A 25,551-nucleotide genomic window follows, 5' to 3' on the forward strand; every position below is an offset into this window, starting at 1 on the left:
AAAATAACCGACAGAACGATGAAAGTATATTTGTTCATTTCCAACCATAAGAAGTTGCTGAAGATGTATCTTCCATACATCGAAGCCTTGAATAAACAGCTCGACATCACCAACAACCTGGTTGATGCCGACATTGTGTTGATTATAGGAGCATGGACATGGCAGGGAGCCCAGATAGCCAAGAAAGCAAGGCAGATGGACATTCCCTACATCGTTTGTCCACTAGGTGATATTTCTGAGAGAAACTGCAAGAACCCTTACTTGAAGCGTTCACTGCAACAGTCTATGTATCAGAAAGCCATGTACGCCAAAGCCAACCTCATAGTAGCTACTACCCCTATGGAGAAAAACTATCTGGAAAAGAAAGGTTGGAACAAGCGCATCGCCCTGATTCGCTATGCAGGCTACAGTCATCTTACCAACACTGAAGCCATGATGCAAAACTGGCAGGAGACGGATGAGGAGACGCTGGCAGTCTTCGAGCAGCAAAAGGCAGAAGCCATCGCTGCCCAAACCAAACAGGCAATCATCGCACAGATCATGCAGATAAAAAGCCGCATGCCGCATCAGAACATTCCGCAAAAATATCTTGACGATTTACACACACTCCTCTATGCTGATGATTATGATGAGGATGCTATCAAGCAAGAACTGGCAGAGAAGAAACTCTCTTCCTATGCCGCCTCCGTTTTCCAGACCATGACAGATAAAACAGGACTCACAGAAGGCTTCATGCCGATTCCTGCCAAAAAGGGCAGAAAGAGTAAAGAGATTCTGAAATTTGTGAAATAAAAAAGATTCTGAAGTTTGCGAAATAAGAAGAAATGAACTTAGATAGAATAGAACAGCAGGCTGGTCATCTGCCAGCTTACCAGATAGCCGACTCTGTCAATGAAGCATTGATGGAGTCGGCTAACCTTGTTATTACAGCTCCTCCTGGAGCCGGTAAATCTACCCTTCTCCCGCTCACCATTCTGCGGGGCATGAGTGATCAGGCATTGGAAGGTTTCATCCATGATCATCTTAAAAGTCAGGGTAAGATTCTGATGCTCGAACCGCGTCGTCTGGCTGCTCGCCAGATTGCCGAACGGATGGCACAGATTCTGGGAGAACCCGTGGGCAAAACCATCGGCTATCGGGTAAGATTCGAAAGCAAGGTTTCGGATGATACACGCATCGAAGTCCTTACTGAGGGCATTCTCACCCGAATGCTGGTCAATGATGCTACACTCGAAGGCGTTTCGTGCCTCATCTTTGATGAGTTTCATGAGCGCAGCATCAATTCCGATCTGGCGTTAGCGCTGGCCCGGCAAACACAGGAAATCATCCGCCCCGACCTGAAGCTCATTATCATGTCAGCAACAATCGATGCTTCTATCATCTGCCAGGCACTTCAGGCTCCGCTTATCGAGAGTAAAGGCAGAATGTTTCCGATAGAAACCATTTATGCAGACCACGACATCGACAGATATCAGGTAGCGCAGGAAATGGCAGCCACTATCTGTCAGGCTTTCAGAAACCAGGAAGGTGACATTCTTGCCTTTCTGCCGGGACAGGGAGAAATCATGAAATGCGAAGAACTGCTTCGTTCTGCCTTATCTTCAACGGAAATCTATCCACTCTACGGTAACCTCTCGCCTGAAAAGCAGCGGCTCGCCATCGCTCCTTCCAAACCGGGTGAACGAAAAATCGTACTGGCCACTCCTATCGCCGAAACTTCTCTCACCATCGAAGGGGTACGAATCGTTGTGGATTCCGGACTCTGCCGAAAACTGGTTTATGATGCCCGTACAGGCTTGAGTCATCTCGAAACCGTTCGCATCAGCCAGGACATGGCTGTGCAACGAAGGGGACGTGCGGGCAGAATAACATCAGGCGTATGTTACCGGCTTTGGACACAGACCTCGGAACATCTGATGCCAGAACAGCGGCTGCCCGAAATACTGGATGCAGATCTCTCTTCGATGGTTCTCGACATTGCAGCTTTCGGCGAAAACAAACCGGAACTGCTGCCTTGGCTCACCCTTCCTCCCAAGGGCAACCTCGTATTGGCACAGCAACTTCTTATGTCGCTCAACGCCCTCACTCCTGATCATGATACTCACGCTCTCAGTGGCAGCATCACCGCAGAAGGCAGCAGAATGGCTCAACTTCCTTGTCATCCGCGCATTGCCAAGATGATGATCAGCAGCGATTCTCCGGCGAGCCAAGCCCTGGCCTGCGACATTGCTGCTCTGCTGGAAGAGAAAGACCCGATGGGCGAAAATGAAGATTCTGACATGACGCTCCGCCTTTCTATCCTACGTTCCGCACGCTGCAAGAAGAATCTGGGACGTTGGAACCGTATCGCTCAGATTGCCCAGGAATACAGGAAGATGCTGCGTATCAGGGAAGACAACGAGCCAATTGATGCTGAGGAAGTGGGCCATCTCATCGCCCTAGCCTACCCTGAGCGCATCGCCCATGCCACCGACCATGCGGGCAACTTCAAGATGTCGAATGGCAACACGATTTTCATAGACCCGTGCGACAGCATGGCAGCAAACGAATGGCTTGCCATCGCATCACTCAACCTATCTTCAACCTCATCATCCAGTTCTAGGCAGGGGCGGAAAGGAAGGGTATTTCTCTCAGCCCCCGTCAACTGGAAGAACTTGCCGGCACAAACCTGCGAGAATATTTCATGGGACAGCAAAGCGCTGGCAGTAAAGATGCAACAGGAAACACGGATAGGAGCACTCGTCATAGACAGCAAGCCGATACAGAATGCCAGCCGAGAGACAGTTTCAGACATTATCTGCGAAGCTGCCAGAAAAGACGGACTCAGCATGTTCGATTGGAACGAATCGGTTCATCGTCTGCAACAACGCGTGGCGCAAGTAGCTGAGTGGCATCCGGAACTGGAGATTCCCGACCTGTCAACAGAGCATCTCCTGACAACAGCCCAAGCGTGGCTCCCTTTCTATCTCGAAGAAGGTGGTAAGATGAAGACTTCTGTTACTGAGCTGAAGAAACTCAACCTGTGCGAAATCCTTTGGAACATCCTTCCTTACGAGCTTCAGCAGGAGATAGACCGCCTTGCTCCCACCCACATCCGTGTACCATCGGGCAGCAACATCCGCATCGATTATCGCTTGGGGGCCGAAGCCCCGGTTCTGAGTGTGCGGCTTCAGGAGTGTTTCGGAATGACATCAACACCAACTGTCGATGCTGGCAAACAGCCTCTTCTGCTTGAGTTGTTATCTCCCGGTTTCAAGCCCGTTCAGCTTACTCAGGATCTCGCAAGTTTTTGGCAAGGCACTTATTTCGAAGTCCGCAAGGAACTGAAGCGCCGTTACCCTAAGCATTTCTGGCCGGAGAATCCGTTAGAGAGTCAGGCCGTAAGAGGTGTCAAACGATGATAAGAGGAAGCAAACGCTAAGAAGATTCGTAAGAGACGATGAAAGAAGCTTCAAATAGTATTGTAAAAGGCCAAAAGCTGTTTTCTTGACCTTAGAAAAGAAAAAGAAGAAAAAAAGGTCGCTCCCCTATCTGGGGAGCGACCTTTATCTTTATATTTGAATTTTGATGTAATCTTAATTCAACGATGCATCATCTGCAAGGAAATTAATCCTTGAAGAAATCCTTAACAGCCTCGTTTGGTACCATCTTCTCATCGAAAACGTATGCACCAGTCTTAGGGCTCTTAACCATCTTGATAACCTTTGTATATGCGCGACCATCCATGTTACCTTCGTGGAGGGTAGCGACCGCTTTCTTTGCCATAGTCTATTTAAATTGATAAAATTATTAAACTTGTAAGCTAAGCTTACTTAATCTCCTTGTGAAGAGTCATCTTCTTAAGGATTGGGTTGTACTTCATCAACTCAAGACGCTCAGGAGTGTTCTTACGATTCTTTGTAGTCACGTAACGGCTTGTACCTGGCATACCACTGTTCTTGTGTTCAGTGCACTCGAGGATAACCTGTACTCTATTACCTTTTGCTTTCTTTGCCATGATATTTATTCTCCTATAACTTTAATGTCCTTCCAATCTACGTAGCCCTTCTTTACTGCCTGATTCAAAGCAGCATCGAGACCTACCTTATTAATAAGACGAAGACCAGCAGCACTGATCTTGAGGCTGATCCAGCAACCCTCTTCTACATAGTAGAATTTCTTGCTGAAGAGGTTAACATCAAAGCTTCTCTTTGTACGGTGCTTTGAGTGAGACACATTGCAACCTAACTGTGCCTTCTTACCTGTAATTTGACAAATCTTAGACATTTCTATCTTTAATTTTGTAATTCGTTAATTGATACCTATTCCAAACAGAGTGCAAAATTACAAAATAATTTGGTAATAACAAAATAATCCCTAAAAGAACGCTGTCTTTTAAGGATTATTAATATTTGATAGCCTTAAATTAGCAATTTAAGCCTCTTTTTTAAGTTCTTCAGCATGTTCTTTCAAGAATTCGAGCATGCCTTTAAGCGCTGTATTTGTGGCAATTGCAAGGTTGATGTCGCGTCCGAAATCTTCGGTGAGTTTTACTACGCGAACATCGTTCTTATCGCCATAACCTACATAGATTGTGCCCACAGGAATGGCTGGAGTTCCACCCGTCGGACCAGCCACACCCGTTGCTGAAATGGCGAAGTCTACATTCAGGGTCTTGATTGTGCCGAGCACCATCTCCCTTGCCACTTCTTCGCAAACGGCAGTCTGCTCCTCCAGAACCTCATGGCTCACGCCCAGAAGATTCTCCTTTACCTCGTTGGTGTAGCTTACTACACCACCCTTGAAGTAATTGCTGGCACCTGGCACAGAAATCAGCGCCTCGGCGATACGGCCGCCTGTGCAGCTCTCTGCTGTGCCTACTGTCTTGTCACTGTTGTAGAGCATCTCCTGGATGCCCTTGCTCAATATCTTTGTTTCAAATTCCATATTTCTTACTTAAATGATACTTTACTATAGGCTGGCAAGTCGATGGTTGCAAACTCACCATCACGATACTTGAAGGTTCCCACGCAGCCTATCATCGCCGCATTATCGGTAGTATAGCTGAACTTTGGGATGTAGATAGTCCAGCCGAAGCGCTTGGCATGGTCGCGGAAAGCGTTGCGCAAACCATTATTGGCGCTCACACCTCCAGCTACAGCCACATGCTTGATACCGGTCTGCTTGACAGCCATGCGGAGTTTCTTCATCAGAATATCAACGATGGTAAACTCTATGCTGGCAGCCAGATCGTACTTGTTCTTCTCAACAAAATCAGGATCAGCAGCCACCCATTTGCGCAAGCTGTAGAGGAAACTGGTCTTGAAGCCTGAGAAACTGTAGTTCAAACCCGGAATATGAGGCTCAGAGAAACTGAAAGCCTTCGGATTGCCCTGGCGTGCATACTTATCTACGACAGGACCACCAGGATAGCCCCACTCCAGCACCTTGGCGCACTTGTCAATAGCCTCGCCAGCCGCATCATCGATGGTCTGTCCCAGCACTTCCATATCGTTGTAGGCATTCACCTTTACAATCTGCGAATTTCCACCGCTCACGAGAAGACAGATGAACGGGAATGGAGGTGCACTCTGGTCATCATCGCTCTCCTTGATGAAATGAGCCATCACATGACCCTGCAGATGGTTTACATCTATCATCGGAATATTGAGCGAACGGGCGAATCCCTTGGCAAAGCTTACACCCACAAGGAGCGAACCCATCAGACCCGGACCACGGGTGAAGGCTACGGCAGAAAGATCTTCCTTCTTGATGCCGGCACGCGCGATGGCCTGGTCAACGACTGGAACCACATTCTGCTGGTGGGCACGGGAAGCCAACTCCGGAACAACACCGCCGTAAGCTTTGTGAACCTCCTGAGAGGCGGTTACATTGCTCAGCAGCACACCATTCTTGAGCACTGCGGCAGAGGTATCGTCGCAGCTGCTCTCTATACCTAATATATATATATCCTTCATTTCTTAACATTTAACGTTAATATGTCAAAATCTCCACACCTGTCTCTGTCATCACAAGCGTGTGCTCCCACTGCGCAGATGGCTTCTCATCACCGGTGATTACTTCCCAACCGTACGGATCGTCCGCATCGAGGAATACCTGCCAGGTGCCCATGTTGATCATTGGCTCGATAGTAAATACCATGCCCGGAACGAGCAGCATGCCCGTGCCTCTATGACCATAGTGAAGAACCTCAGGCTCTTCATGGAACTGGCAACCTACGCCATGACCGCAAAGATCGCGAACCACACCATAACCATACTTCTTGCAATGCTTCTCGATAGCATGACCGATATCACCTACGAACGAGTATGGCTTGGCAACCTCCATACCGATTTCCAGACATTCCTTGGCTACGCGAACCAGCTGCTCCTTTTCAGGAGTAGTCTTGCCGCCAACGATGAACATACGGCTGGCATCAGCGTAATAGCCATCTACGATGGTTGTCATGTCCACATTGATGATATCGCCCTCTTCGAGCACATCCTCTTCCTTAGGAATACCATGGCAAACCACCTCGTTGATAGAGGTACAAACGCTCTTAGGATAGCCTTCGTAATTGAGACACGCAGGAATGGCATTATGATCCTTGCAATACTGCATGCAGAGATCATCAATCTCCTGGGTGTTGATTCCCGGACGGATCATCTCGGCTACCGCATCAAGACAACCGGTGTTTACGACACCACTCTTGCGGATGCCTTCTATCTGTTCTGGAGTTTTAATCAAGTCACGGGTAGGAACAAGTTTACCCTTGTTTTCCCAAAACATTACCTGCTTGTCGAGCTCTGTAAGAGGCTGACCTGGCAAGCAATGCCATCTTTTCTTCTTAATCATTGTATTATGTATTTAATATTTGCGACTGCAAAAGTACATTTTTTATTGCAGAGCACAAAATAAAATGGCAATTATTTGCATTTTAGTGCAAATAATCACCACAAATAATTACTTCAAATGCTCGTAAATCTTATCGCACCAGTCTTCTCCATTCTGCGGACAATAAGTAAACAGTCCCAGTTCTGAGGCTGCACAGCAGTTACGGGGACCATCATCAATAAACAGACACTCCTCTGGCATGATCTTCTCCTGAGAAAGGACATAACGGAAGAAATTCTCATCCGGTTTCATATACTTTACTTCATAAGAACGATACATCGCATCGAAATAATCGCCGATAGGATGACCGTCGCCGGAGAATGCCTCGCTGTCTACCCAGGCTGATACATAAGGGTTGGTATTGCTGAGCAAGATTACACGGTAGCCCTGCTTCTTAAGATTGCGGAGAGTAACCAGATTGCGTTCTGGAATTTCCTTCATGTAGCCCAGCCAGCAATGCTGCAGTTCCTCGAAGGTTACCTCGCGGCCAATCTTCTTGCACACTTCCCGACGGTATTCCTCCTCGGAAATCTTGCCCTCTTCCAGCTGACCGTTTAAACCAACCTGCTTATAAGGGTCCATCTTCTCCGCAAACTCCTTCATACCCAACTCAATGAAACGTTTGCCTGCCTCATTCTCGTCGAGGGTGATGATGACACCACCCATATCAAAAATCACAGTTTTAATCATATAATTATCCTAAAAACGTTGTATTCTTTATCTTGTCAGAACAGCTCCAGCTTGTTCTTTCTAGCCTCTGAGAGCGAGGCTATCTTAGCCTGCTCTTCGTGATAGTTCTGGCGAAGTTTCTCGTAGCGTTCCTTCAGTTCCGCCTCAAACTTAGGACATTCAGCCTCGTTGAGGAAGCGGGCACAGATTCCGGCATTGAGCGATGCGTCCTTCACCCAGATGACCGGTCCGTCATATTCAGGCGCAATCTTCAGAGCCACATGCAGTTCGCTCGTCGTTGCCCCACCTACCATGATAGGAATGCGCAAACCAGCTTTCTGCATTTCTCGGGCCACATGAACCATTTCTTCAAGCGAAGGGGTGATAAGTCCGCTCAAACCGATTGCATCTACCTTTTCATCGATAGCTTTCTGTACAATCTGTTCGGCTGGAACCATCACACCTAAGTCGATGATTTCGTAATTGTTACATGACATAACCACGCAGACGATGTTCTTTCCGATATCATGAACATCGCCCTTCACGGTTGCCATCAGAATCTTGCCGGCAGTTGTTGCTCCACCCTGTTTTTCTGCCTCGATATGAGGCTGAAGGATAGAAACTGCCGATTTCATCGTGCGAGCCGTCTTGACAACCTGCGGCAAGAACATTTCGCCTTTTCCGAAAAGTTCGCCTACCAGGTTCATGCCGTCCATCAGAGGACCCTCAATAACGTTTACTGCATGAGGATATTTGGCAAGTGCTTCGTCAATATCCTGATGCAGGAAATCGGTGATTCCCTTTCTCAGCGCATACTTCAGACGTTCTTCCACACTCTCCTTTCGCCATTCAGGAGCAGCCGGTTTCTTGGGAGCAACACCGCCTGCCTTAGCTGCAGCCTTGGCAGCATCAGCCTGGGCTTTTATCTCTGCCGCAAGCTCGATGAGTTCATCAGCTGCACCTTTTCTCCTATTCAGCACAACATCCTCGATGAGATGAAGCTGTTCTTCAGGAATTTTATTGTAATCCATTCTGGCTTTGGCATTTACAATACCAAAGTCCATACCTACCTGCTGGGCATGATGCAGAAAGACACAATGGATAGCCTCACGGATGTAAGTATTGCCACGGAATGAGAACGAGAGGTTGCTGACACCTCCGCTGACATGTGCACCAGGCAGATTCTGATGAATCCACTCCGTTGCACGGATGAACTCAACGGCATAATTATCATGCTCCTCCATACCGGTAGCAATGGCAAGTACGTTCGGGTCGAAGATGATATCGAGCGGATTCATACCCAACTTGTCTACCAGAAGGTGATAAGCACGTTCTGCTATCTCGATGCGGCGCTCGAAAGTGGTAGCCTGACCAACCTCATCAAAACACATCACAACAACGGCTGCACCATAGCGCAACACATCGCGGGCATGAGAAAGGAATACTTCCTCACCCTCCTTCAAACTGATGGAATTGACAATACACTTGCCCTGGCAGCACTTCAAGCCAGCCACGATGACGTCCCATTTGGAAGAGTCGATCATCACCGGAACCTTCGCAATGTCTGGTTCGGCTGCAATCATATTCAGGAAATTAACCATCTCGGCTTTCGCATCGAGCAAACCATCGTCCATATTCACGTCAACGACAGCCGCTCCATCAGCCACTTGCTTTCTGGCAATACCGATGGCTTCTTCATAATTCTTTTCGTTAATCAAACGCAGGAACTTCCTGCTACCAGCTACGTTACAGCGTTCGCCCACGTTGACAAACCGACTGGCGTCAACCGGCAAATGTACGGAATCATCGACCTGCAGAAGGTCTAATCCCGAGAGCCACATATACTTAGGTTTCTCCACCACCTGGTGCTGCTTCTTACCCTCAGCTATACGGGCGTAATGGGCGATGAATTCAGGACTTGTACCGCAGCATCCGCCTATGATGTTCACGATGCCTTCATCGATGAATTCGGCTATTTGCGGAGCCATCGATTCGGCTGTCTCGTCATATTCGCCCATTTCGTTAGGCAAACCGGCATTAGGATGCGCACTAATATAATAAGGTGCAACCTGAGCCATGTGCTCGATGAAAGGTTTCATCTGAGGAGCACCAAAGGCGCAGTTCATGCCGACAGAGAAGATAGGATAAGGAGAAAGCGAAGCTAGGAAAGCATCTACAGTCTGACCGCTGAGCGTTCTGCCCGCCAGATCACTTACCGTAAGACTGATCATGACAGGCAACTCTACTCCATGTTTCTTCATCATGGTGAGCGCTGCATCTATCATCGCCTTGCAGTTGAGTGTATCAAAGATGGTTTCGATGAGAATCACGTCAGCACCGCCTTCGATAAGTCCGTCCACCTGTTCGCATACATCGGTGAAAAGCTCATCGTATGTAATCTCGCGGGCGGCAGGATTGCTGACGTCCGGACTCATGGAGCAAGTCTTGTTGGTTGGTCCCACATCTCCTGCAACGAAGCGTGGTTTATCAGGCGTAGAAAACTTATCGCATTCGATACGTGCCAGTCGGGCACCCTCGAATGCCATTTCGCGGGCGCAGTTCTCCAGGTGATAATCAGCCTGCGAAATGCGCTGGCACGAAAAAGTATTCGCGGTAATAATATCGGCGCCAGCCTCCAGGTAGCGTCGGTAAATATCAGATATCACATCAGGACGAGTAATGTTGAGCATGTCGTTGTTGCCCTTCATCATACCCGGCAAATCGCGGAACCGCTCTCCTCTGAAGTCTTCTTCTGTAAGATTATACTTCTGAATCTCAGTACCCATGGCACCATCGAGAATCAGAATTTTCTCCTTTACAATCTCTCTTAAATTCTTCATTGTCTAAAAGTGCTTGATTGCTCTATCCATCTCTCTTCTGTCTTCCTTTTCTTTCAGAGTCTGGCGCTTGTCATACTCCTTCTTTCCCTTACAGAGGGCAATATCCACCTTGGCTCTACCGTGATTATCGATAAAGATGAGGGTTGGAACAATGGTGAAACCAGGCTGCTTGCTGTCCTCCTCAAGACGGCGCAATTCGCGCTTAGTGAGAAGAAGCTTGCGGTCGCGGCGAGCCTCATGATTGCTGAAAGAACCATAAAAATAAGGAGAGATGTTCATTCCCTTGACCCAAAGTTCGCCCTGATAGAAATCGCAATAACAATCTACCAGCGAAGCCTTTCCGCCACGGATTGACTTAATCTCTGTTCCCGTAAGCACAATGCCTGCGGTATATGTGTCAACGAAGAAGTACTCAAACGAAGCCTTCTTGTTGCGTATCTGTATCGGACTCTTCTTACGGAGTTCCTGTTCTTGCTTTTTCATATATATATAATAATGTATTATAAGTTTATAGTTTGACAATTTCGCAGAAATTGTCGATATGATCATCGATGTAGAAGGCAACCTTGCTGGTCCACTCTTCTTCGTTCTCAACGAACTCATCGTCAAAATCATCAAACTCAGGAAATTTTTCGTAGAGCGCCATAAACTCCTCATCGGTCAGATCGCGCTCAATCTCCTCATGGTTTGTTTTATACAGGAAATGACTCTTCTTGATGAGTTTGGCGAGTTCTGTCAATCCCCAGTTTTTAAACGCCTTGTCGGTAGGGTTCTTCCAGAGGAAAGCACCGTAACCGTTATGTATGAGCTGAACCATTCCGCCATCCATCATCTCCTCATGCAGGATATCCCAAGCCAGAAGAGTAATCTGGTCGCTGTTGAGCTGCGCCATGGTTTCGGCAGTCAGTTCACCACCAATCGCTTCGCGGATAGCGTCCACGAAAGCCTTTACAAATTCATCCATGCCCGCCTCGGCAGCATGCTGAAGCTTGGCATCGTTTATCTTTACTTCGATCATAATCTACAAAATTGCAATTTTCAGTTTGCAAAGATACATGAAATTGTGCATAAACCCAAGAAAAAATCTAAATATTAGGTTAAAGAGTTAAAAAGAATACCCAATTTTAGGTATTTTCCGGATTTTTTTTGTACTTTTGTGCTCGGAATTGAGGTGATGGCACCGATGTTTCAGCAAAACAATATGAATTAAGTACAGAACTTTATACTTATAATATTCATTAATATAAAATTTAGCGAATATGATCTATTCTAAAGAAGTAGACAACATGTGCGTTGTCGCTAAGGGTCCTAACCACGGACCAGCTCCAATTCCTGAAGAGGGAAAATGGATTCAGGCAAAAGAGATCAAAGACATCTCTGGTTATACTCACGGTGTGGGTTGGTGTGCTCCTCAGCAGGGTGCTTGCAAGCTCTCTTTGAACATCAAGGAAGGCGTTATTCAGGAGGCTCTTGTTGAGACTATCGGTTGTACTGGTATGACTCACTCAGCTGCTATGGCTTCTGAGATTCTCCCAGGCAAGACTATTCTTGAGGCTTTGAACACTGACCTCGTATGCGATGCTATCAATACAGCTATGCGCGAGCTCTTCCTCCAGATTGTTTACGGTCGTAGCCAGAGCGCTTTCTCAGAGGGCGGTCTCGTTATCGGTGCAGGTCTTGAGGACTTGGGTAAGGGTCTTCGTTCACAGACTGGTACTCTCTATGGTACTGTAGCTAAGGGTACACGTTACCTCGAGTTGACAGAGGGTTACATCACAAAGCAGTTCCTCGATAAGGACAGCCAGGTTTGTGGTTATGAGTATGTTCACCTCGGCAAGATGATGGAAGCTATCAAGAACGGTATGGACGCTAACGAGGCTGTCAAGAAGTTCACAGGTAGCTACGGTCGTACAACTGCTGAGCAGGGTGTTGTTAAAGCTATTGATCCACGTAAAGAATAATAAGGAGATACAGATATGATTAGAAAAGTAAGTTACGAAAGTCAGGAACGTCGCGAGAAGCAGGTTCTTGCTGCTCTTAATGCTAACGGTATCAAGAGCTTGGAAGAGGCTAATCAAATCTGCGAGCACGCAGGTGTTGACCCTTATCAGATGTGTGAAGATACTCAGCGTATCTGCTTCGAGAACGCTAAGTGGGCGTATGTAGCTGGTGCTGCTATCGCTATCAAGAAAGGTGTTAAGACTGCTGCTGATGCAGCTGAGGCTATCGGTATCGGTTTGCAGGCTTTCTGCATCCCAGGTTCTGTAGCTGACGACCGTAAGGTTGGTCTTGGTCACGGTAACTTGGCTGCTCGTTTGCTCCGTGAGGAGACTCAGTGCTTCGCTTTCTTGGCTGGTCACGAGTCTTTCGCTGCTGCTGAGGGTGCTATCAAGATTGCTGAGATGGCAAACAAGGTTCGCAAGAACCCATTGCGCGTTATCTTGAACGGTCTTGGTAAGGATGCTGCTCAGATCATCAGCCGCATCAACGGTTTCACATACGTACAGACAAAGTTCGACTACTATACAGGTGAGTTGAAGGTTGTTAACCGCATCGCTTACAGCGACGGTCCACGTGCTAAGGTTAACTGCTATGGCGCTGACGACGTTCGCGAGGGTGTTGCTATCAACTGGAGCGAGGATGTAGACGTATCTATCACAGGTAACTCTACAAACCCTACACGTTTCCAGCACCCAGTAGCTGGTACATACAAGAAGGAGCGTATTGCTGCTGGTAAGCCATACTTCTCAGTAGCTTCTGGTGGTGGTACAGGTCGTACTTTGCACCCAGATAACATGGCTGCAGGTCCTGCTTCTTACGGTATGACTGATACTATGGGTCGTATGCACTCAGACGCTCAGTTCGCAGGTTCTTCTTCAGTTCCTGCTCACGTAGAGATGATGGGCTTCCTCGGTATGGGTAACAACCCTATGGTAGGTGCTACTGTTGCTATCGCCGTAGCTATCGACCTCGCTATCAACAAGAAGTAATTTCTTTGAGATACAAAACATATAAAAGCCTTGAGAATCAGCTGATTCTCAAGGCTTTTTCTTTATTTATCCTACTGGAATAATCTTTATATCTTACTGGAATAAAAAAATATCTCCGAAAGATATTTTTTTATCTTTCGGAGATATTCTTCTATCTTTCGGAGAAAATAATTTATCCTACAGAGTTTCTATTTTTATCTAACCAGCTTTCTAATTTTCCTAAAACTAAACGATGTGCTCATAAGTGCAATGATTACGCCAATCAGCCAGTAAAGCCAAGCACGATAACTGATCATGAAAACCAGGAACAACACCAGGAGCAGAATCAGAAGCTGAAAGATACAGAATCTGAAACCAAGAGCGGATAACCGATAACCATAAACGGCTCTGCTGAAAGCCAATACTGCTAAGGTCTCTATGGCATAAGCAACGGCAATACCCTCTCCTACTCCTCTCAATCCATCTAACTGATAACCAGCTATTTCACAGATTATCAGCAAGATAACACAAAAACTTTCCTGAATGAGAAAAAGCCTGGAATCGCCTCTTGACAACGGGAGATATTCTATTGGAAGATAAACGGCCTTGAACAACATGGCAACAGCAGCAAGCTGAGTCATCTGGAGCATCCCCATAAACTGGGCATTGTATAAAATCGGAATAATGAGAGGCAGTCCCAAAATGATAGCAGCTACTATAGGCCCCAGCAACAGGACATTCATTTCAAGCTGGCGGTTCACACAGAGATTGCGCTCTTTAACAGACTCCTCGTTTTTTCTGGAACCCGAAATGCCGGAGAGACGGGGATAAAAATCCTGATCCATGACCGAGAACACCATTCCCGCATAAACAAAGACAATCGTTATACCGGCATTGAAAAGTCCGACAACTTCCAGATCGCCTTGTTGGTTCAAAAAGGCACGAATCAGAAATTCGCATCCGCTATTCATCAAACCCGAAAGTACAAATGCCCCGCCAAGTCGCAAAAGTGGGAAACCTGCAACTAGCGTCATTTTTCGCATATTTACGCCCCACCGTACAACTCGTCGGGAATATCGAAAATTCAGAGCCCATTGCATAAATGCCAAAATGAACAGAATGGGCAGAATACCTCTCTCACCAAATATCCAATAAACCGGAACCGAAACCAAAAGCAGAAGAATAGCCAGAAGACTTGCCTGCATCGCCAACGCACGCAACTGTCCGGTAGCTTTCAGAATGGCAGTTTCACCTCCAGCCAGAATCGTGAAGAAAATGGTTGGTGCCAGGAGAATGAAATGTAGCGTATGATTGCCCCAGGAAAAAGTAAACCCATTGAGTAACGGACCCAGAAGGACACAGACGATGGCTCCGAAAAATGCAGCAAGCAGACTATAGGTGCGGACAAGAAGAACCGCCCCGGCGATATCAGCCTTTTCGGACTGCGATTCATCTGCAGCATGTTCCTTTTCAGAAATAAATTTAACACCACTTGTAGGAATGCCGAAATTACACGCAGAACTGAGAACAGAAATCGTTGAGCTGAAAAGAGACAGCAGTCCCATTCCAGAAGGTCCGAGGAAGAGCGCCGTAAATTTATTGCGCAAAACTCCTACAAGAATTCCCAATCCTTGCACACTGCCAAACAATCCTGTATATTTCAGAATATGCGAATAACTGTTTTCCTTTTTATCACCCATAATCAAAAGAAACAAAAAAAAGGTTGGATTTCCCGAAAGAGAAATTCAACCTTTATACTTTAAAATCTCAAAAGAAGATTCTGTCGAAGATTAAGCCTCAGCTGGAGCCTCCTCTGCAGGAGCTTCCTCAGCAGCCTTAGCCTCTGCCTCAGCAGCAGCTGCAGCAGCCTTCTTATCAGCTACCTTCTTAGCGATTGCCTCGTTCATCTTCTTCTCAGCCTCGAGCTCCTTAGCAGCAGCTTCCTTCTTTGCCTTAGCATCGCCCTCGCGAACAGCAGAAATCTTAGCGTCCTTGCTATTCTTCCAAGCGTCGAAACGCTTCTGAGCCTCAGCATCGTCGAATGCGCCCTTCTTAACGCCACCCTTGAGGTGCTTCATCAAGTAAACGCCCTCGCCCTTGAGGATGTTGCGAACTGTGTCTGTTGGCTGTGCACCTGTCTCTACCCAGTAGAGTGCGCGCTCGAAATTCAAATCTACAGTAGCTGGATTGGTGTTAGGGTTGAAAGTACCAATCTTCTCAGTAAATTTACCATCACGTGGTGCTCTAACGTCAGCGATTACGATGCTGTAGAAAGCATAGCTTTTACGACCGCCGCGCTGCAATCTGATTTTTGTTGCCATTTTTAAATCTTAATTTTAATTTAATTTATAATGAGGTTTGAATTTTATGCTGCCATCTCGTGACAGCGGGTGCAAAATTACTACTTTTATTTGAATTGAGCAAACTTTTATCTATATTCAAATGCTTTTTTAGCATTTTTTATCTGATTCGGTCTGCTGCTCTCAAGAGTTTGATGTCATCGTTCACACCTTTCATTGCCATCCATTCGAATATGATTGCTACCAAAGGAAGGCAAGCGGCAAACTGAAACTTCATCGTTCCTTCTGCTTCAGGAACAGGAATCAAGCCCATGAACATCACGATATAATCTACATACCATAAACCTGCAAAAAGCATGGCAAGTGAACAGAGTGATTTCTGAAGCTTCAGATTCTTGTACAAAAAGATGTTTACCAATGCTATGATGGCTGAAACGGCGAGCAGAAGGAACAGAGGAACGCAAGTAGTTGAAATCTGCATTCCTGCCTCCCCTACCACTCCGAGATTATAAACCATAGTGTCTCCTCCCATCGTCTTAGCTGCGATGCTGGCGATAGGAAGGAAAAGACAGATAGCAATGGCGATGACAGCAAAGAGCAGAAATAATGTCTGTTTACGCTGTATCATATAGCTCTGGAATATTAAATTTCGCTCTCGTGAACCATTGGTGCAGATGTCTTGGTAGGATCGCGCCAATAAATATTATTCTCAATAAACTCTTCTGTAGCGAGCAAAGTTGGCTTTGGCAACTTCTCGTAGTAGCGAGAGATTTCAATCTGTTCGCGGTTCTCAAAAACTTCCTCCAAAGAATCGTTATAAGAAGCAAACTCCTGAAGTTTCTTGCTCAACTCCTGCTTGATTTCGATAGAAATCTGATTAGCGCGCTTTGCAATGATAGCTACGCTCTCGTAGATATTATGGGTATCATCGCAGAGATCCATAATGTTGCGAGTTACTGTGTTTACTGGTGCCTTTGATTTTTTGAAATCCATAATTATAGTACTATTATTATTATATTGTTTTTACCTTATTATATATATGCTTTTTTTTAATTGGCATTATTGCCAAGCTGGTCGAGAGCAGTCTCCGGATGCTCTTTCTCGTACTGCTTGCACTTCTCGATATACTTCTCGGCAAGTGCGCGGTCCTTTGAATCAGGATATTCGTTGATAAAGCCATAACACTCATCCTCAGCATCCTGATAGCGCTCCAGCTGCTTTTTCTCGACACTCATCTTTGCCAGTTCGTATTTACCTTTCATGATGAGCGATGCAAACTCCTCGCGTCGGTTGCTGTAAGGATAATCCTTAAGCGCATTCTGTGCAGTTACGATACAAGCCTCATAATTGTTGCCTCCGCTGGTACAGTTGCCGAAATAGGTGCCCATATCAAAATACAGCTTGGCACTCTTATACTCCTTCTCAACCAAGAGGTCCTGAAGAGCAAAAAGGCGGTTTGTAGCCTGCTGCTTGAGTCGGGCATCCGGATAAAGATCCAGAAACTCCTGGAAGGCTGCGATGGCTGTAATCGTGGTACTCTGGTCAAGACGAGGCTCTGGAGCATTCTGATACAGACTCTCTCCCACAAAGTACTTTGCATTTTCAGCAAACTTACCTTTAGGATAAGAAGAGTAATACTTCTTGAAATACTCTGCAGCAGTCTCATAATCCTTCATACCATACTCGGCCATAGCCAGCATGTACAAACATTCCTCACCCTCGGTAGAACCTTTCTTCATCGTTACCAGTTCCTGCAGAAGAGGAATGGCACGGGAATACTTGCCCTGGGCATAGCTCTGCTTGGCGTACTCATACTTATAAGTATAATCGCCTGATTTCAATACCTGGTTATATTCGTGGGCACAGCTCGACAAGAGCAATGCAACACACGATGCAATAAGAGTCAATTTTTTCATAATTCTCATTTTGAACTGCAAAGTTACTCATAATTTACTTATTATCAAAAGAAAAGATACATTTTTTCGTAAAAAATTAATCTTTATAACGATTAATGGCGTTTTTTTTGTAATTTTGCACCTTGAAACAGAACTTTTGAGAAGAAATCAGGAAGAAAATGGATTTTAAGATTACATCAAAATATAAGCCAACTGGCGACCAGCCGCAAGCCATCAGGCAACTCACAGAGGGGGTGCTTGAAGGAGACCCTGCACAGGTGTTGTTGGGTGTAACCGGCTCGGGTAAAACCTTTACGGTGGCAAACGTGATTGCCAACGTGGGGAAGCCTACGCTCATCTTGAGCCACAACAAGACTCTTGCCGCCCAACTGTATCAGGAGATGAAGGGTTTCTTCCCTGAGAACGCTGTAGAATATTATGTTTCATACTACGACTATTATCAGCCGGAAGCTTATCTGCCAACGACTGATACTTATATTGAAAAAGACCTCGCCATCAATGATGAAATAGACAAGTTGCGACTCGGTGCTGTTTCTGCCCTTCTCTCGGGCAGAAAGGATGTCATCGTTGTCTCATCCGTATCGTGCATCTATGGTATGGGCGGACCTGTGGCGATGCAGGAGAACATCATCAAGATTCATCGCGGGCAGCGACTCGACAGAAATGAATTTCTGAGGAAACTCGTTGATGCACTTTACGTTAGAAATGACATAGAACTGCAACGTGGCAACTTTAGAGTGAAAGGCGAAACGGTTGACATCTTTATGGCTTACAGCGATCATGTTTTGCGCGTAACATGGTGGGACGATGAGATTGACAGTATCGAAGAAGTGGATTCGCTCACCTATCACCGCCTTGCCTCGTTCGAAGATTACGAGATTTATCCAGCCAACCTTTTCGTAACAACAAAAGAACAACAGGAAAGTGCCATTCGCAGAATTCAGGACGACCTGGTTAAACAGGTAGAATTCTTCAAGAGTATTGGAGATGGAATCAAGGCACAGCGCATCAAGGAACGTGTAGAATATGATATGGAAATGATCAAGGAATTGGGCCACTGTTCGGGCATCGAGAACTATTCCCGTTATTTCGATGGCAGACATGAAGGCGAACGCCCGTATTGCCTGCTCGATTTCTTCCCTAAAGATTTCCTGCTTGTGGTTGACGAGAGCCATGTGAGCATCCCGCAGATTGGAGCCATGTATGGAGGCGACCGGGCACGAAAGAAGAACCTGGTAGAATATGGTTTCCGTTTGCCTGCTGCCTTCGACAACCGTCCGCTGAAGTTCGAGGAATTTCATGATCTCATTCCGCAGGCCATCTACGTAAGTGCAACTCCGGCAGACTATGAATTGAGAGAAGCCGAAGGCGTGGTTGTAGAACAGCTGATTCGTCCTACAGGACTCCTGGATCCGGAAATCGAAGTCCGTCCAAGTGAGAATCAGATAGATGATCTTCTGGACGAAATATTAACAAGAACACACCGCAACGAGCGAGTTCTGATTACGACTCTTACAAAGCGCATGGCAGAAGAACTCACCGAGTTCCTGCTCAACCACAACGTAAAGGCTGCCTATATCCACAGTGATGTGGCAACCTTAGACCGAGTAAAGATCATGAACGATCTCCGTGCAGGAGTATACGATGTACTGGTGGGTGTCAACCTGTTACGAGAAGGACTCGACTTACCGGAAGTTTCGCTCGTAGCTATTCTCGATGCAGACAAGGAAGGTTTCCTGCGCAGTCACCGTTCTCTGACCCAGACAGCTGGCCGTGCAGCCCGAAATGTGAACGGCAAGGTAATCATGTATGCAGACAACATCACAGACAGCATGCAGAAAACGATAGATGAAACTGCCCGCCGCCGAAGCATCCAGTTGAAATACAATGCCGACCATGGCATTACTCCAAAACAGATTGTGAAAGCAATAACCTCAGCTCTGCCTACCAGCAAGGAAGAAGGAGCAAAGATTGTTCCGATGGGAGCCGAGGGTTCCAAGCCTCGCGTTTACGTGGAACCGGAAAGTGCAGCCTTCGTTGCCGACCCTATTGTTCGCAGTATGAGCAAGGAAGAATTGGAAAAGAGCATTGCCAATACTACGGCATTGATGAAGCAAGCTGCCAAAGACCTCGACTTCATGCAAGCTGCCCAATATCGCGATGAAATCATCCGATTGCAGAAGGAATTGGAAGAAAAGGGATAAATTCAAAAGAAATAACCATCAAAAAGAGGGTGAATCATAAATTAATGATTCACCCTCTTTTTATTTACCCAGCAGTTATTCATCTGTCTGTCAGTTATCTGCTATTCAAACGACAGCTTTTTCAGACGGGAACGTAACTGCTCCGCCTCGCTCTTTCTGATAGAGAGTTTGATGCTGCAAGTATTATCGAAAGTCTGATCCAGGATACGCGGATTCATATCTTTGACTATCCTCATCACATCATTCATCATCGGATAAGTAAAATCATAGGTTACTATTTCCTCTATCTGTTGCGTAACCTCCTCACTATGAGCCAAAGCATCAATAGCAGCTTCACGATAGGCAACAATGAGTCCGCTGGTTCCCAATTTCACTCCTCCGAAATATCGGATGACGACAATTAAAATATCCGTCAATTCTGATTTCGTGATTTGGCCGAGGATTGGTTTTCCTGCTGTAGAAGAAGGTTCGCCATCATCATTGGCACGGAACTCTGTCCGTTCAGGACCTAGCATATATGCATAACAACAATGTCGGGCATCGTAATATTTCTTACGGTACCCGGCAACAATTTCCTTCACCTCGTCAACAGTTGTAACATGGTGAGCAAAGGCGAGAAACTTACTCCTTTTCTCGGTGTAATATCCCTCGCCTATCGTATCTGATATAGTCTTAAATTCGTCTATCATTAATCCAACTTGTGAATAATCAAACCGCTGCGCAACTTAGGTTCAAACCAAGTTGCCTTAGGTGGCATAATCTTACCACTGTCAGCGATATCCATAATCTGCTGCATAGTAACCGGATGCAAAGCAAGTGCCATCTTCATCTCACCGCTATCCACACGACGTTTCAACTCACCGAGACCGCGAAGACCGCCCACAAAATCGATGCGCTTATCAGAACGTAAATCCTTGATACCCAGAATTTCATCAAGAATCAGACGAGATGAAATATCCACATCGAGCACGCCGATAGGATCTGCATCGTCGTAAGTTCCTGGCTTGGCAAACAAACCGTACCATTTACCGTCCAGATAGAGGAGGAAAGAATGGAGAGCAGCTGGTTTCAGAATATCCAAGCCAAACTGGCTGATAGCATCATCAATAGCCATCTTTTCATAGCAAGGTATGCCCTCTTCATCACCAGATACATTCACATTGATTGCATCAATATCTATCACCTCGAAATTCTTTGTCAAAGCATCGAGGAACTGATCAGAAGTCAGACCGTTCAAATCCTTCACAACTCGGTTATAATCGAGAATAGTAAGCTGACTTGCCTGGAAACAAACTGCCATAAAGTAGTTATATTCCTCCTTACCTGTATGATTAGGATTCTGCTTAGCTTTTTCTGCACCTACCAGAGCTGCTGCTGCACTACGGTGATGACCGTCAGCAATATAAAGGCTAGGCATCTTGGCAAATTCCGCTGTAATTGTGGCAATATCCTGATCATCGCTTACAACCCAGAACTGATGACGGAAACCATCTATTGGAGCAATGAAATCATACTCCGGCGTTGTTGCTGCATAACGCATCAGAAGTTCGTTAAGCACCTCATTATCAGGATAAGCGAAGAATACTGGTTCGATATTGGCATTGCATACACGCACATGCTTCATACGGTCTTCTTCCTTATCGCGGCGTGTCAGCTCATGTTTCTTGATGACACCCGTCATATAGTCGTTTACATACGCACCTACCACAAGACCATACTGAGTCTTGCCGTTCATCGTCTGTGCATAGATATAATACTGTTCCTTATCATCCTGTTTCAACCAGCCATTCTCCTGGAACTTTCTGAAGTTCTCTGCAGCGCTTTCATAAACGCGAGGATCGTACTCAGAAGTACCTGGTTCGAAATTGATTTCAGGTTTAATAATATGATAAAGGCTCTTCTCGTTATCGCCTGCCTCGGCACGTGCTTCCTCAGAATTGAGAACATCGTAAGGACGAGACTCAACTTGCTCAACTAAATCTTTTGGGGGACGAATACCCTTAAATGGTTTAACTATAGCCATAATGTTTTATTGATTTTAATGAATAAAAGCCCACGAAGGGCAAGTATATCATGAAGTCTGTAAAGATAAAAAGCCCATAAAGGGCACTAGCTAAAGCACCCTCTATGAGCTTTTTTATATCCTAATTTTTATTTATTTACTTGATATTTTGTGCAGCCATCAGCAAAGAACGCATTGATCTGCTTAGCTGCTGCAATACCGGCATTGATATTTGCTTCTGCAGTCTGTGCACCCATCTTCTTAGGAGTTGAGAAGTAGCGACCCTCGAACTTGGCAAAGTCTGCATCAGCATCAGGCTTGATATCAGTGATGAACTTCAAATCCTCACGCTCAGCGAGAAGTTTCAGGAGCTCAGGCTCATTGATAACTTCCTTACGCGCTGTATTGATGAGGATGCCACCCTTAGGCAACTGGTTTACAGTCTTGTAGTCGATGCTCTTGATAGTCTCTGGAGTAGCAGGGATATGAAGAGAAACGATGTCGCAAGTCTGGAACAACTCATCCTGTGACTTTACAGCATGAACACCGGCAGCCTCGATAACATCAGCTGGGCAGAATGCATCGTAAGCAGCTACTTCCATGCCGAATCCCTTGGCGATGCGAGCCACATTTCGACCTACATTACCGAAAGCAAGAATACCCAGTTTCTTACCCTTCAACTCGCTGCCAGCCTTGCCGTTGTAGAAATTACGTACAGTAAAGACCAACAAGCCGAATACCAACTCAGCTACTGCGTTAGAGTTCTGACCAGGAGTATTCTCAGCCACTACATTATGAGCAGTAGCAGCAGCAAGGTCAATGTTATCATAACCTGCACCAGCACGAACGATAATCTTCAGGTTCTTTGCTGCATCGAGCACCTCGGCATCAGCCTTGTCAGAACGGATAATCATCGCGTCCACATCCTTCACTGCATCGAGAAGCTGAGCCTTCTCTGTATATTTTTCGAGCAGCACCAATTCGTTGCCTGCTCCCTCTATTTCTTTCTTAATGCCTTCCACAGCAGCCGCTGCGAATGGCTTTTCTGTTGCAACTAATACTTTCATACAAATTCAAAAATTAATGTTGTGCTTCAAAATCCTGCATGGCCTTGACGAGTGCCTGAACGCCCTCCATGGTCTGTGCATTATAGCAGCTGGCACGGAAACCACCCACTGAGCGGTGACCCTTGATACCTACCATGCCACGCTCTGTAGCGAAGTCGAGGAATGGCTTCTCCAACTCCTTGTACTCATCGTTCATCACGAAGCAGATGTTCATCAAAGAACGGGATGCTTCTTCAACAGTACCCTTGAAGAGTTTGTTGCGGTCGATTTCTGCATAAAGAACTTCTGCACGTTCGTGAGCTCGCTTGTCAGCAGCCTCAACACCACCATTAGCCTTCAACCAGCGGAGATTCTCCATCAAGGTATAGATAGGAACAACAGGAGGAGTATTGAACATACTGCCCTTCTCAACGTGAGTACGATAATCGAGCATTGTAGGAAGCTCGCGAGGAGCCTTGCCGAGCATATCATCCTTAACGATGATAACGGTAACACCTGCCATAGAAAGATTCTTCTGAGCACCTGCATAGATGGCAGTATACTTAGAAACATCTACTGGACGGCTCATGATATCTGAAGACATATCAGAAATCAATGGTACGTTTACATCTGGATCTACACGGAGTTCAGTACCATATATAGTATTGTTGCTTGTCAAATGCAAGTAATCACAATCGGCTGGTACAGTGTTAGGAACCTGTGGATAGAAAGTGAAATTGGCGTCGGACGATGATGCGATCTCCACGACCTCACCAAAATGCTTTGCCTCTTTCATTGCCTTCTTAGCCCAAGTGCCAGAATTAATGTAGGCAGCCTTCTTGATGAGGAAGTTTGCTGGAATCTGCATAAACTGCAATGACGCGCCACCACCAAGGAAGATAACGGAATAACCCTCAGGAATGTCAAGAAGTTCCTTGAATAAGGAGACTGCCTCATCAACTACTGGCTGGAAATCCTTAGCACGGTGGCTGATTTCCATCAATGAAAGACCTGAACCATTAAAATCCAAAATCTGCTTTGCTGTGTTCTCAATCACTTCGCGTGGAAGCATTGATGGACCTGCGTTAAAATTGTACTTCTTCATCTTTGTATAATTATTTAAGTTTTATACGATATAATCCTGTTAGCAGGAAAAATTAGTGCACAATACACCCATATAGGATACATAGTAAACCTTTGGATTGTATTTACGACTGCGAAATTACACTTTTTATTTGAAACTACCAAACTTTTCTGCACATTTTTAGCGTTTTGCGCAGATTTCTTTCATTTTGTTAGTCATTTTAGTATAATAACTGCATATTTATGTCTATTTTTACATTTATTATACATTAGCAAGCAACAGAGAAAAGATAATAGCAGTTTGTCAACTACCTTACCTCTTCCACTATCGTTTTGACGCCTTTTATCTTTTCGCCCTTTACATTATTCAGTACGCTGCGCAACTTCGTTCGGGAAATGGCAGCATAAGCATAACGGTCATTAACATCAATCTTTCCGATTTCAGCCGACTGCAGCCCACCCTTCTTGCAAAGGAAGCCTAAGATGTCACCCTTGCTGATTTTATCCTTTTTGCCTTTACCTATATATATAGTAGCCATCTTAGGTTTGGCTGGCGCAGGAAGCTGATCAGCAACAGGCATCTCATAATTCTCAATCTCTGCATCCACATATTCCGGAATATGCTCTTCAGGACCTAACAGGAAGAAAGCCTTTCCCTGGGCTTCCCATCTTGCCGTACGTCCTACACGATGGATATAACCATCTTCGCTCTCCGGCATGTGATAATGGATGATATTATCTATATCAGGAATATCAAGTCCGCGCGAAGCCAGATCCGTACTCACCAGGATATTAGCACTACCGTTGCTGAAACGATAGAGAGAAGCCTCTCGCTCCTTCTGTTCCAATCCACCATGGAAGAAAGATGTAGAAAAACCTTGTTCTACCAGATATTTGTTGGTACGCTCTACACTATCACGGTAATTGAGGAATACAATGGTACTCTGATCGCCTAAACTGCGTAGCAAAAGTGACAGACTCTCCAGTTTATCCTTTACCGGACTATCCACCTTATATATATGTACACGGTCAGGAACCTGATCTTCATCCACACGGTAATCTATCTTTTCTACCCTACCCATGTGTACGAAATGAGGAATTTCCTCTGCTTCGGTAGCAGAAAGCAGAAAGTGACGACGCAAGCCAGGCAATGACTTGATCAGTCGGCTCATTTCGTCTTGGAAGCCCATCTCCAGACACTTGTCAAACTCATCAATAATCAGGTATTTGATGTGATATGGAGAAAGATTTCCCTTATCCAGATGATCATTGAGACGACCTGGAGTTCCAAATACAATCTGAGGACGAACCTGTTTCATCACGCGATGCTCATCCATCGTAGCACGACCACCATAGCAAGCCATCGCACGCAAACCGCTGCCCATATTCTTCAATACGTTAGCCGACTGCAAAGCGAGTTCTCTACCAGGAGTTACCACCACCGCCTGTGCCTCGTCATCAGTAGCATCTATAAGTTGGGTAAGAGGCAAAAGATAAGCCAGTGTCTTGCCACTACCAGTTGGCGAAAGTATCACCACATCCTTGTTCCCGTGCAAGATTGCCTGCATGGAATCCTGCTGCATATCATTGAGCTCAATGCCCAGTTTATCTAAAATTCTGTCTATCATAAATTTCTAATAATCAATTTC

25 protein-coding genes are annotated in these 25,551 nt (G+C 45.8%); 5 read left to right on the top strand and 20 right to left on the bottom strand.

From position 1 onward, the window contains the following. The first annotated feature begins 18 nt into the window (after positions 1 to 18). A complete protein-coding gene (locus ONT19_RS05325; protein ID WP_234564493.1) occupies positions 19 to 792 on the top strand; it encodes a hypothetical protein in 774 nt (257 codons plus the stop codon). Between the two features lie 32 nt (positions 793 to 824). Further along, entirely contained in the window at positions 825 to 3,401 is a 2,577-nt protein-coding gene (gene hrpB / locus ONT19_RS05330) for an ATP-dependent helicase HrpB (protein WP_264952995.1), read from the top strand. 205 nt (positions 3,402 to 3,606) lie between these two features. Here hrpB and ONT19_RS05335 read toward each other — a convergent pair whose 3' ends face one another. The 10 genes from ONT19_RS05335 to ONT19_RS05380 form a co-directional block, all read right to left on the bottom strand. Then, positions 3,607 to 3,765: a DUF4295 domain-containing protein gene (locus ONT19_RS05335; RefSeq protein ID WP_006849046.1), complete on the bottom strand. Its 159-nt coding sequence runs from the start codon at positions 3,763 to 3,765 to the stop codon at positions 3,607 to 3,609. Positions 3,766 to 3,808: 43 nt separating this feature from the next. Then, positions 3,809 to 3,997 carry a 50S ribosomal protein L33 gene (gene rpmG, locus ONT19_RS05340; protein ID WP_006849045.1) on the bottom strand — a complete coding sequence of 63 codons (189 nt, stop codon included), beginning with the start codon at positions 3,995 to 3,997 and terminating at the stop codon, positions 3,809 to 3,811. A 5-nt stretch (positions 3,998 to 4,002) separates the two neighbouring features. Beyond that, the gene (rpmB, locus tag ONT19_RS05345) at positions 4,003 to 4,266 is read right to left on the bottom strand and encodes a 50S ribosomal protein L28 (RefSeq protein ID WP_006849044.1); all 264 of its coding nucleotides are present in this window, start codon (positions 4,264 to 4,266) and stop codon (positions 4,003 to 4,005) included. Positions 4,267 to 4,413: 147 nt separating this feature from the next. Next, entirely contained in the window at positions 4,414 to 4,926 is a 513-nt protein-coding gene (locus ONT19_RS05350) for a CinA family protein (protein WP_118085826.1), read from the bottom strand. 5 nt (positions 4,927 to 4,931) lie between these two features. Further along, positions 4,932 to 5,957, bottom strand: a complete 1,026-nt coding sequence (gene tsaD / locus ONT19_RS05355; RefSeq protein WP_264952994.1) for a tRNA (adenosine(37)-N6)-threonylcarbamoyltransferase complex transferase subunit TsaD — start codon at positions 5,955 to 5,957, stop codon at positions 4,932 to 4,934. 16 nt (positions 5,958 to 5,973) lie between these two features. Further along, complete coding sequence (map, locus tag ONT19_RS05360) at positions 5,974 to 6,834, bottom strand: type I methionyl aminopeptidase (protein ID WP_153073550.1); 861 nt, start codon at positions 6,832 to 6,834, stop codon at positions 5,974 to 5,976. A gap of 108 nt (positions 6,835 to 6,942) precedes the next feature. After that, positions 6,943 to 7,563 (bottom strand): HAD family hydrolase, encoded by a 621-nt coding sequence (locus tag ONT19_RS05365; protein WP_264904434.1) that lies wholly within the window; start codon positions 7,561 to 7,563, stop codon positions 6,943 to 6,945. A gap of 35 nt (positions 7,564 to 7,598) precedes the next feature. Then, positions 7,599 to 10,382, bottom strand: a complete 2,784-nt coding sequence (gene metH, locus ONT19_RS05370; RefSeq protein ID WP_264952993.1) for a methionine synthase — start codon at positions 10,380 to 10,382, stop codon at positions 7,599 to 7,601. Between the two features lie 3 nt (positions 10,383 to 10,385). Next, a complete protein-coding gene (smpB, locus tag ONT19_RS05375) occupies positions 10,386 to 10,865 on the bottom strand; it encodes an SsrA-binding protein SmpB (protein ID WP_264952992.1) in 480 nt (159 codons plus the stop codon). A gap of 25 nt (positions 10,866 to 10,890) precedes the next feature. After that, positions 10,891 to 11,400 (bottom strand): DMP19 family protein, encoded by a 510-nt coding sequence (locus ONT19_RS05380; protein ID WP_022121815.1) that lies wholly within the window; start codon positions 11,398 to 11,400, stop codon positions 10,891 to 10,893. A gap of 241 nt (positions 11,401 to 11,641) precedes the next feature. Between ONT19_RS05380 and ONT19_RS05385 the strand changes: the two genes are divergently transcribed. Beyond that, positions 11,642 to 12,343: an iron-sulfur cluster assembly scaffold protein gene (locus tag ONT19_RS05385; protein ID WP_006849036.1), complete on the top strand. Its 702-nt coding sequence runs from the start codon at positions 11,642 to 11,644 to the stop codon at positions 12,341 to 12,343. Positions 12,344 to 12,358: 15 nt separating this feature from the next. Beyond that, complete coding sequence (locus tag ONT19_RS05390; RefSeq protein WP_264952991.1) at positions 12,359 to 13,372, top strand: GGGtGRT protein; 1,014 nt, start codon at positions 12,359 to 12,361, stop codon at positions 13,370 to 13,372. A gap of 194 nt (positions 13,373 to 13,566) precedes the next feature. On the opposite strand, the gene ONT19_RS05395 is transcribed toward ONT19_RS05390, so the two are convergent. From ONT19_RS05395 to ONT19_RS05415, 5 genes are all read right to left on the bottom strand, one after another. Beyond that, positions 13,567 to 15,051, bottom strand: coding sequence for a hypothetical protein (locus ONT19_RS05395; RefSeq protein ID WP_264952990.1), 1,485 nt, complete (start codon positions 15,049 to 15,051; stop codon positions 13,567 to 13,569). Positions 15,052 to 15,141: 90 nt separating this feature from the next. Beyond that, positions 15,142 to 15,672: a 30S ribosomal protein S16 gene (locus tag ONT19_RS05400; RefSeq protein ID WP_022121818.1), complete on the bottom strand. Its 531-nt coding sequence runs from the start codon at positions 15,670 to 15,672 to the stop codon at positions 15,142 to 15,144. Between the two features lie 139 nt (positions 15,673 to 15,811). After that, on the bottom strand, positions 15,812 to 16,279 hold the full coding sequence (locus ONT19_RS05405) for a DUF4293 domain-containing protein (protein WP_006849032.1): 468 nt from the start codon (positions 16,277 to 16,279) through the stop codon (positions 15,812 to 15,814). Between the two features lie 14 nt (positions 16,280 to 16,293). Continuing rightward, positions 16,294 to 16,644, bottom strand: a complete 351-nt coding sequence (locus ONT19_RS05410; protein ID WP_006849031.1) for a DNA-directed RNA polymerase subunit omega — start codon at positions 16,642 to 16,644, stop codon at positions 16,294 to 16,296. 56 nt (positions 16,645 to 16,700) lie between these two features. Next, positions 16,701 to 17,567: an outer membrane protein assembly factor BamD gene (locus tag ONT19_RS05415; RefSeq protein ID WP_117693762.1), complete on the bottom strand. Its 867-nt coding sequence runs from the start codon at positions 17,565 to 17,567 to the stop codon at positions 16,701 to 16,703. Positions 17,568 to 17,725: 158 nt separating this feature from the next. Between ONT19_RS05415 and uvrB the strand changes: the two genes are divergently transcribed. Then, entirely contained in the window at positions 17,726 to 19,771 is a 2,046-nt protein-coding gene (gene uvrB, locus ONT19_RS05420; protein ID WP_117693657.1) for an excinuclease ABC subunit UvrB, read from the top strand. 101 nt (positions 19,772 to 19,872) lie between these two features. Here uvrB and ONT19_RS05425 read toward each other — a convergent pair whose 3' ends face one another. The 5 genes from ONT19_RS05425 to ONT19_RS05445 form a co-directional block, all read right to left on the bottom strand. Further along, positions 19,873 to 20,460, bottom strand: coding sequence for an IMPACT family protein (locus ONT19_RS05425; RefSeq protein WP_118415935.1), 588 nt, complete (start codon positions 20,458 to 20,460; stop codon positions 19,873 to 19,875). Next, the gene (locus tag ONT19_RS05430; protein ID WP_118200442.1) at positions 20,460 to 21,794 is read right to left on the bottom strand and encodes a DUF1015 domain-containing protein; all 1,335 of its coding nucleotides are present in this window, start codon (positions 21,792 to 21,794) and stop codon (positions 20,460 to 20,462) included. The genes ONT19_RS05425 and ONT19_RS05430 overlap by 1 nt, the downstream gene beginning before the upstream one ends. Before the next feature lie 128 nt (positions 21,795 to 21,922). Then, on the bottom strand, positions 21,923 to 22,840 hold the full coding sequence (locus ONT19_RS05435) for an NAD(P)-dependent oxidoreductase (protein WP_118139440.1): 918 nt from the start codon (positions 22,838 to 22,840) through the stop codon (positions 21,923 to 21,925). Positions 22,841 to 22,853: 13 nt separating this feature from the next. Beyond that, on the bottom strand, positions 22,854 to 23,924 hold the full coding sequence (serC, locus tag ONT19_RS05440) for a 3-phosphoserine/phosphohydroxythreonine transaminase (RefSeq protein WP_117727969.1): 1,071 nt from the start codon (positions 23,922 to 23,924) through the stop codon (positions 22,854 to 22,856). A 286-nt stretch (positions 23,925 to 24,210) separates the two neighbouring features. Further along, on the bottom strand, positions 24,211 to 25,530 hold the full coding sequence (locus tag ONT19_RS05445; RefSeq protein WP_022121824.1) for a DEAD/DEAH box helicase: 1,320 nt from the start codon (positions 25,528 to 25,530) through the stop codon (positions 24,211 to 24,213). Positions 25,531 to 25,551 lie beyond the last annotated feature (21 nt).

Source organism: Segatella copri, assembly GCF_026015625.1.
Lineage (GTDB): Bacteria > Bacteroidota > Bacteroidia > Bacteroidales > Bacteroidaceae > Prevotella > Prevotella copri_H.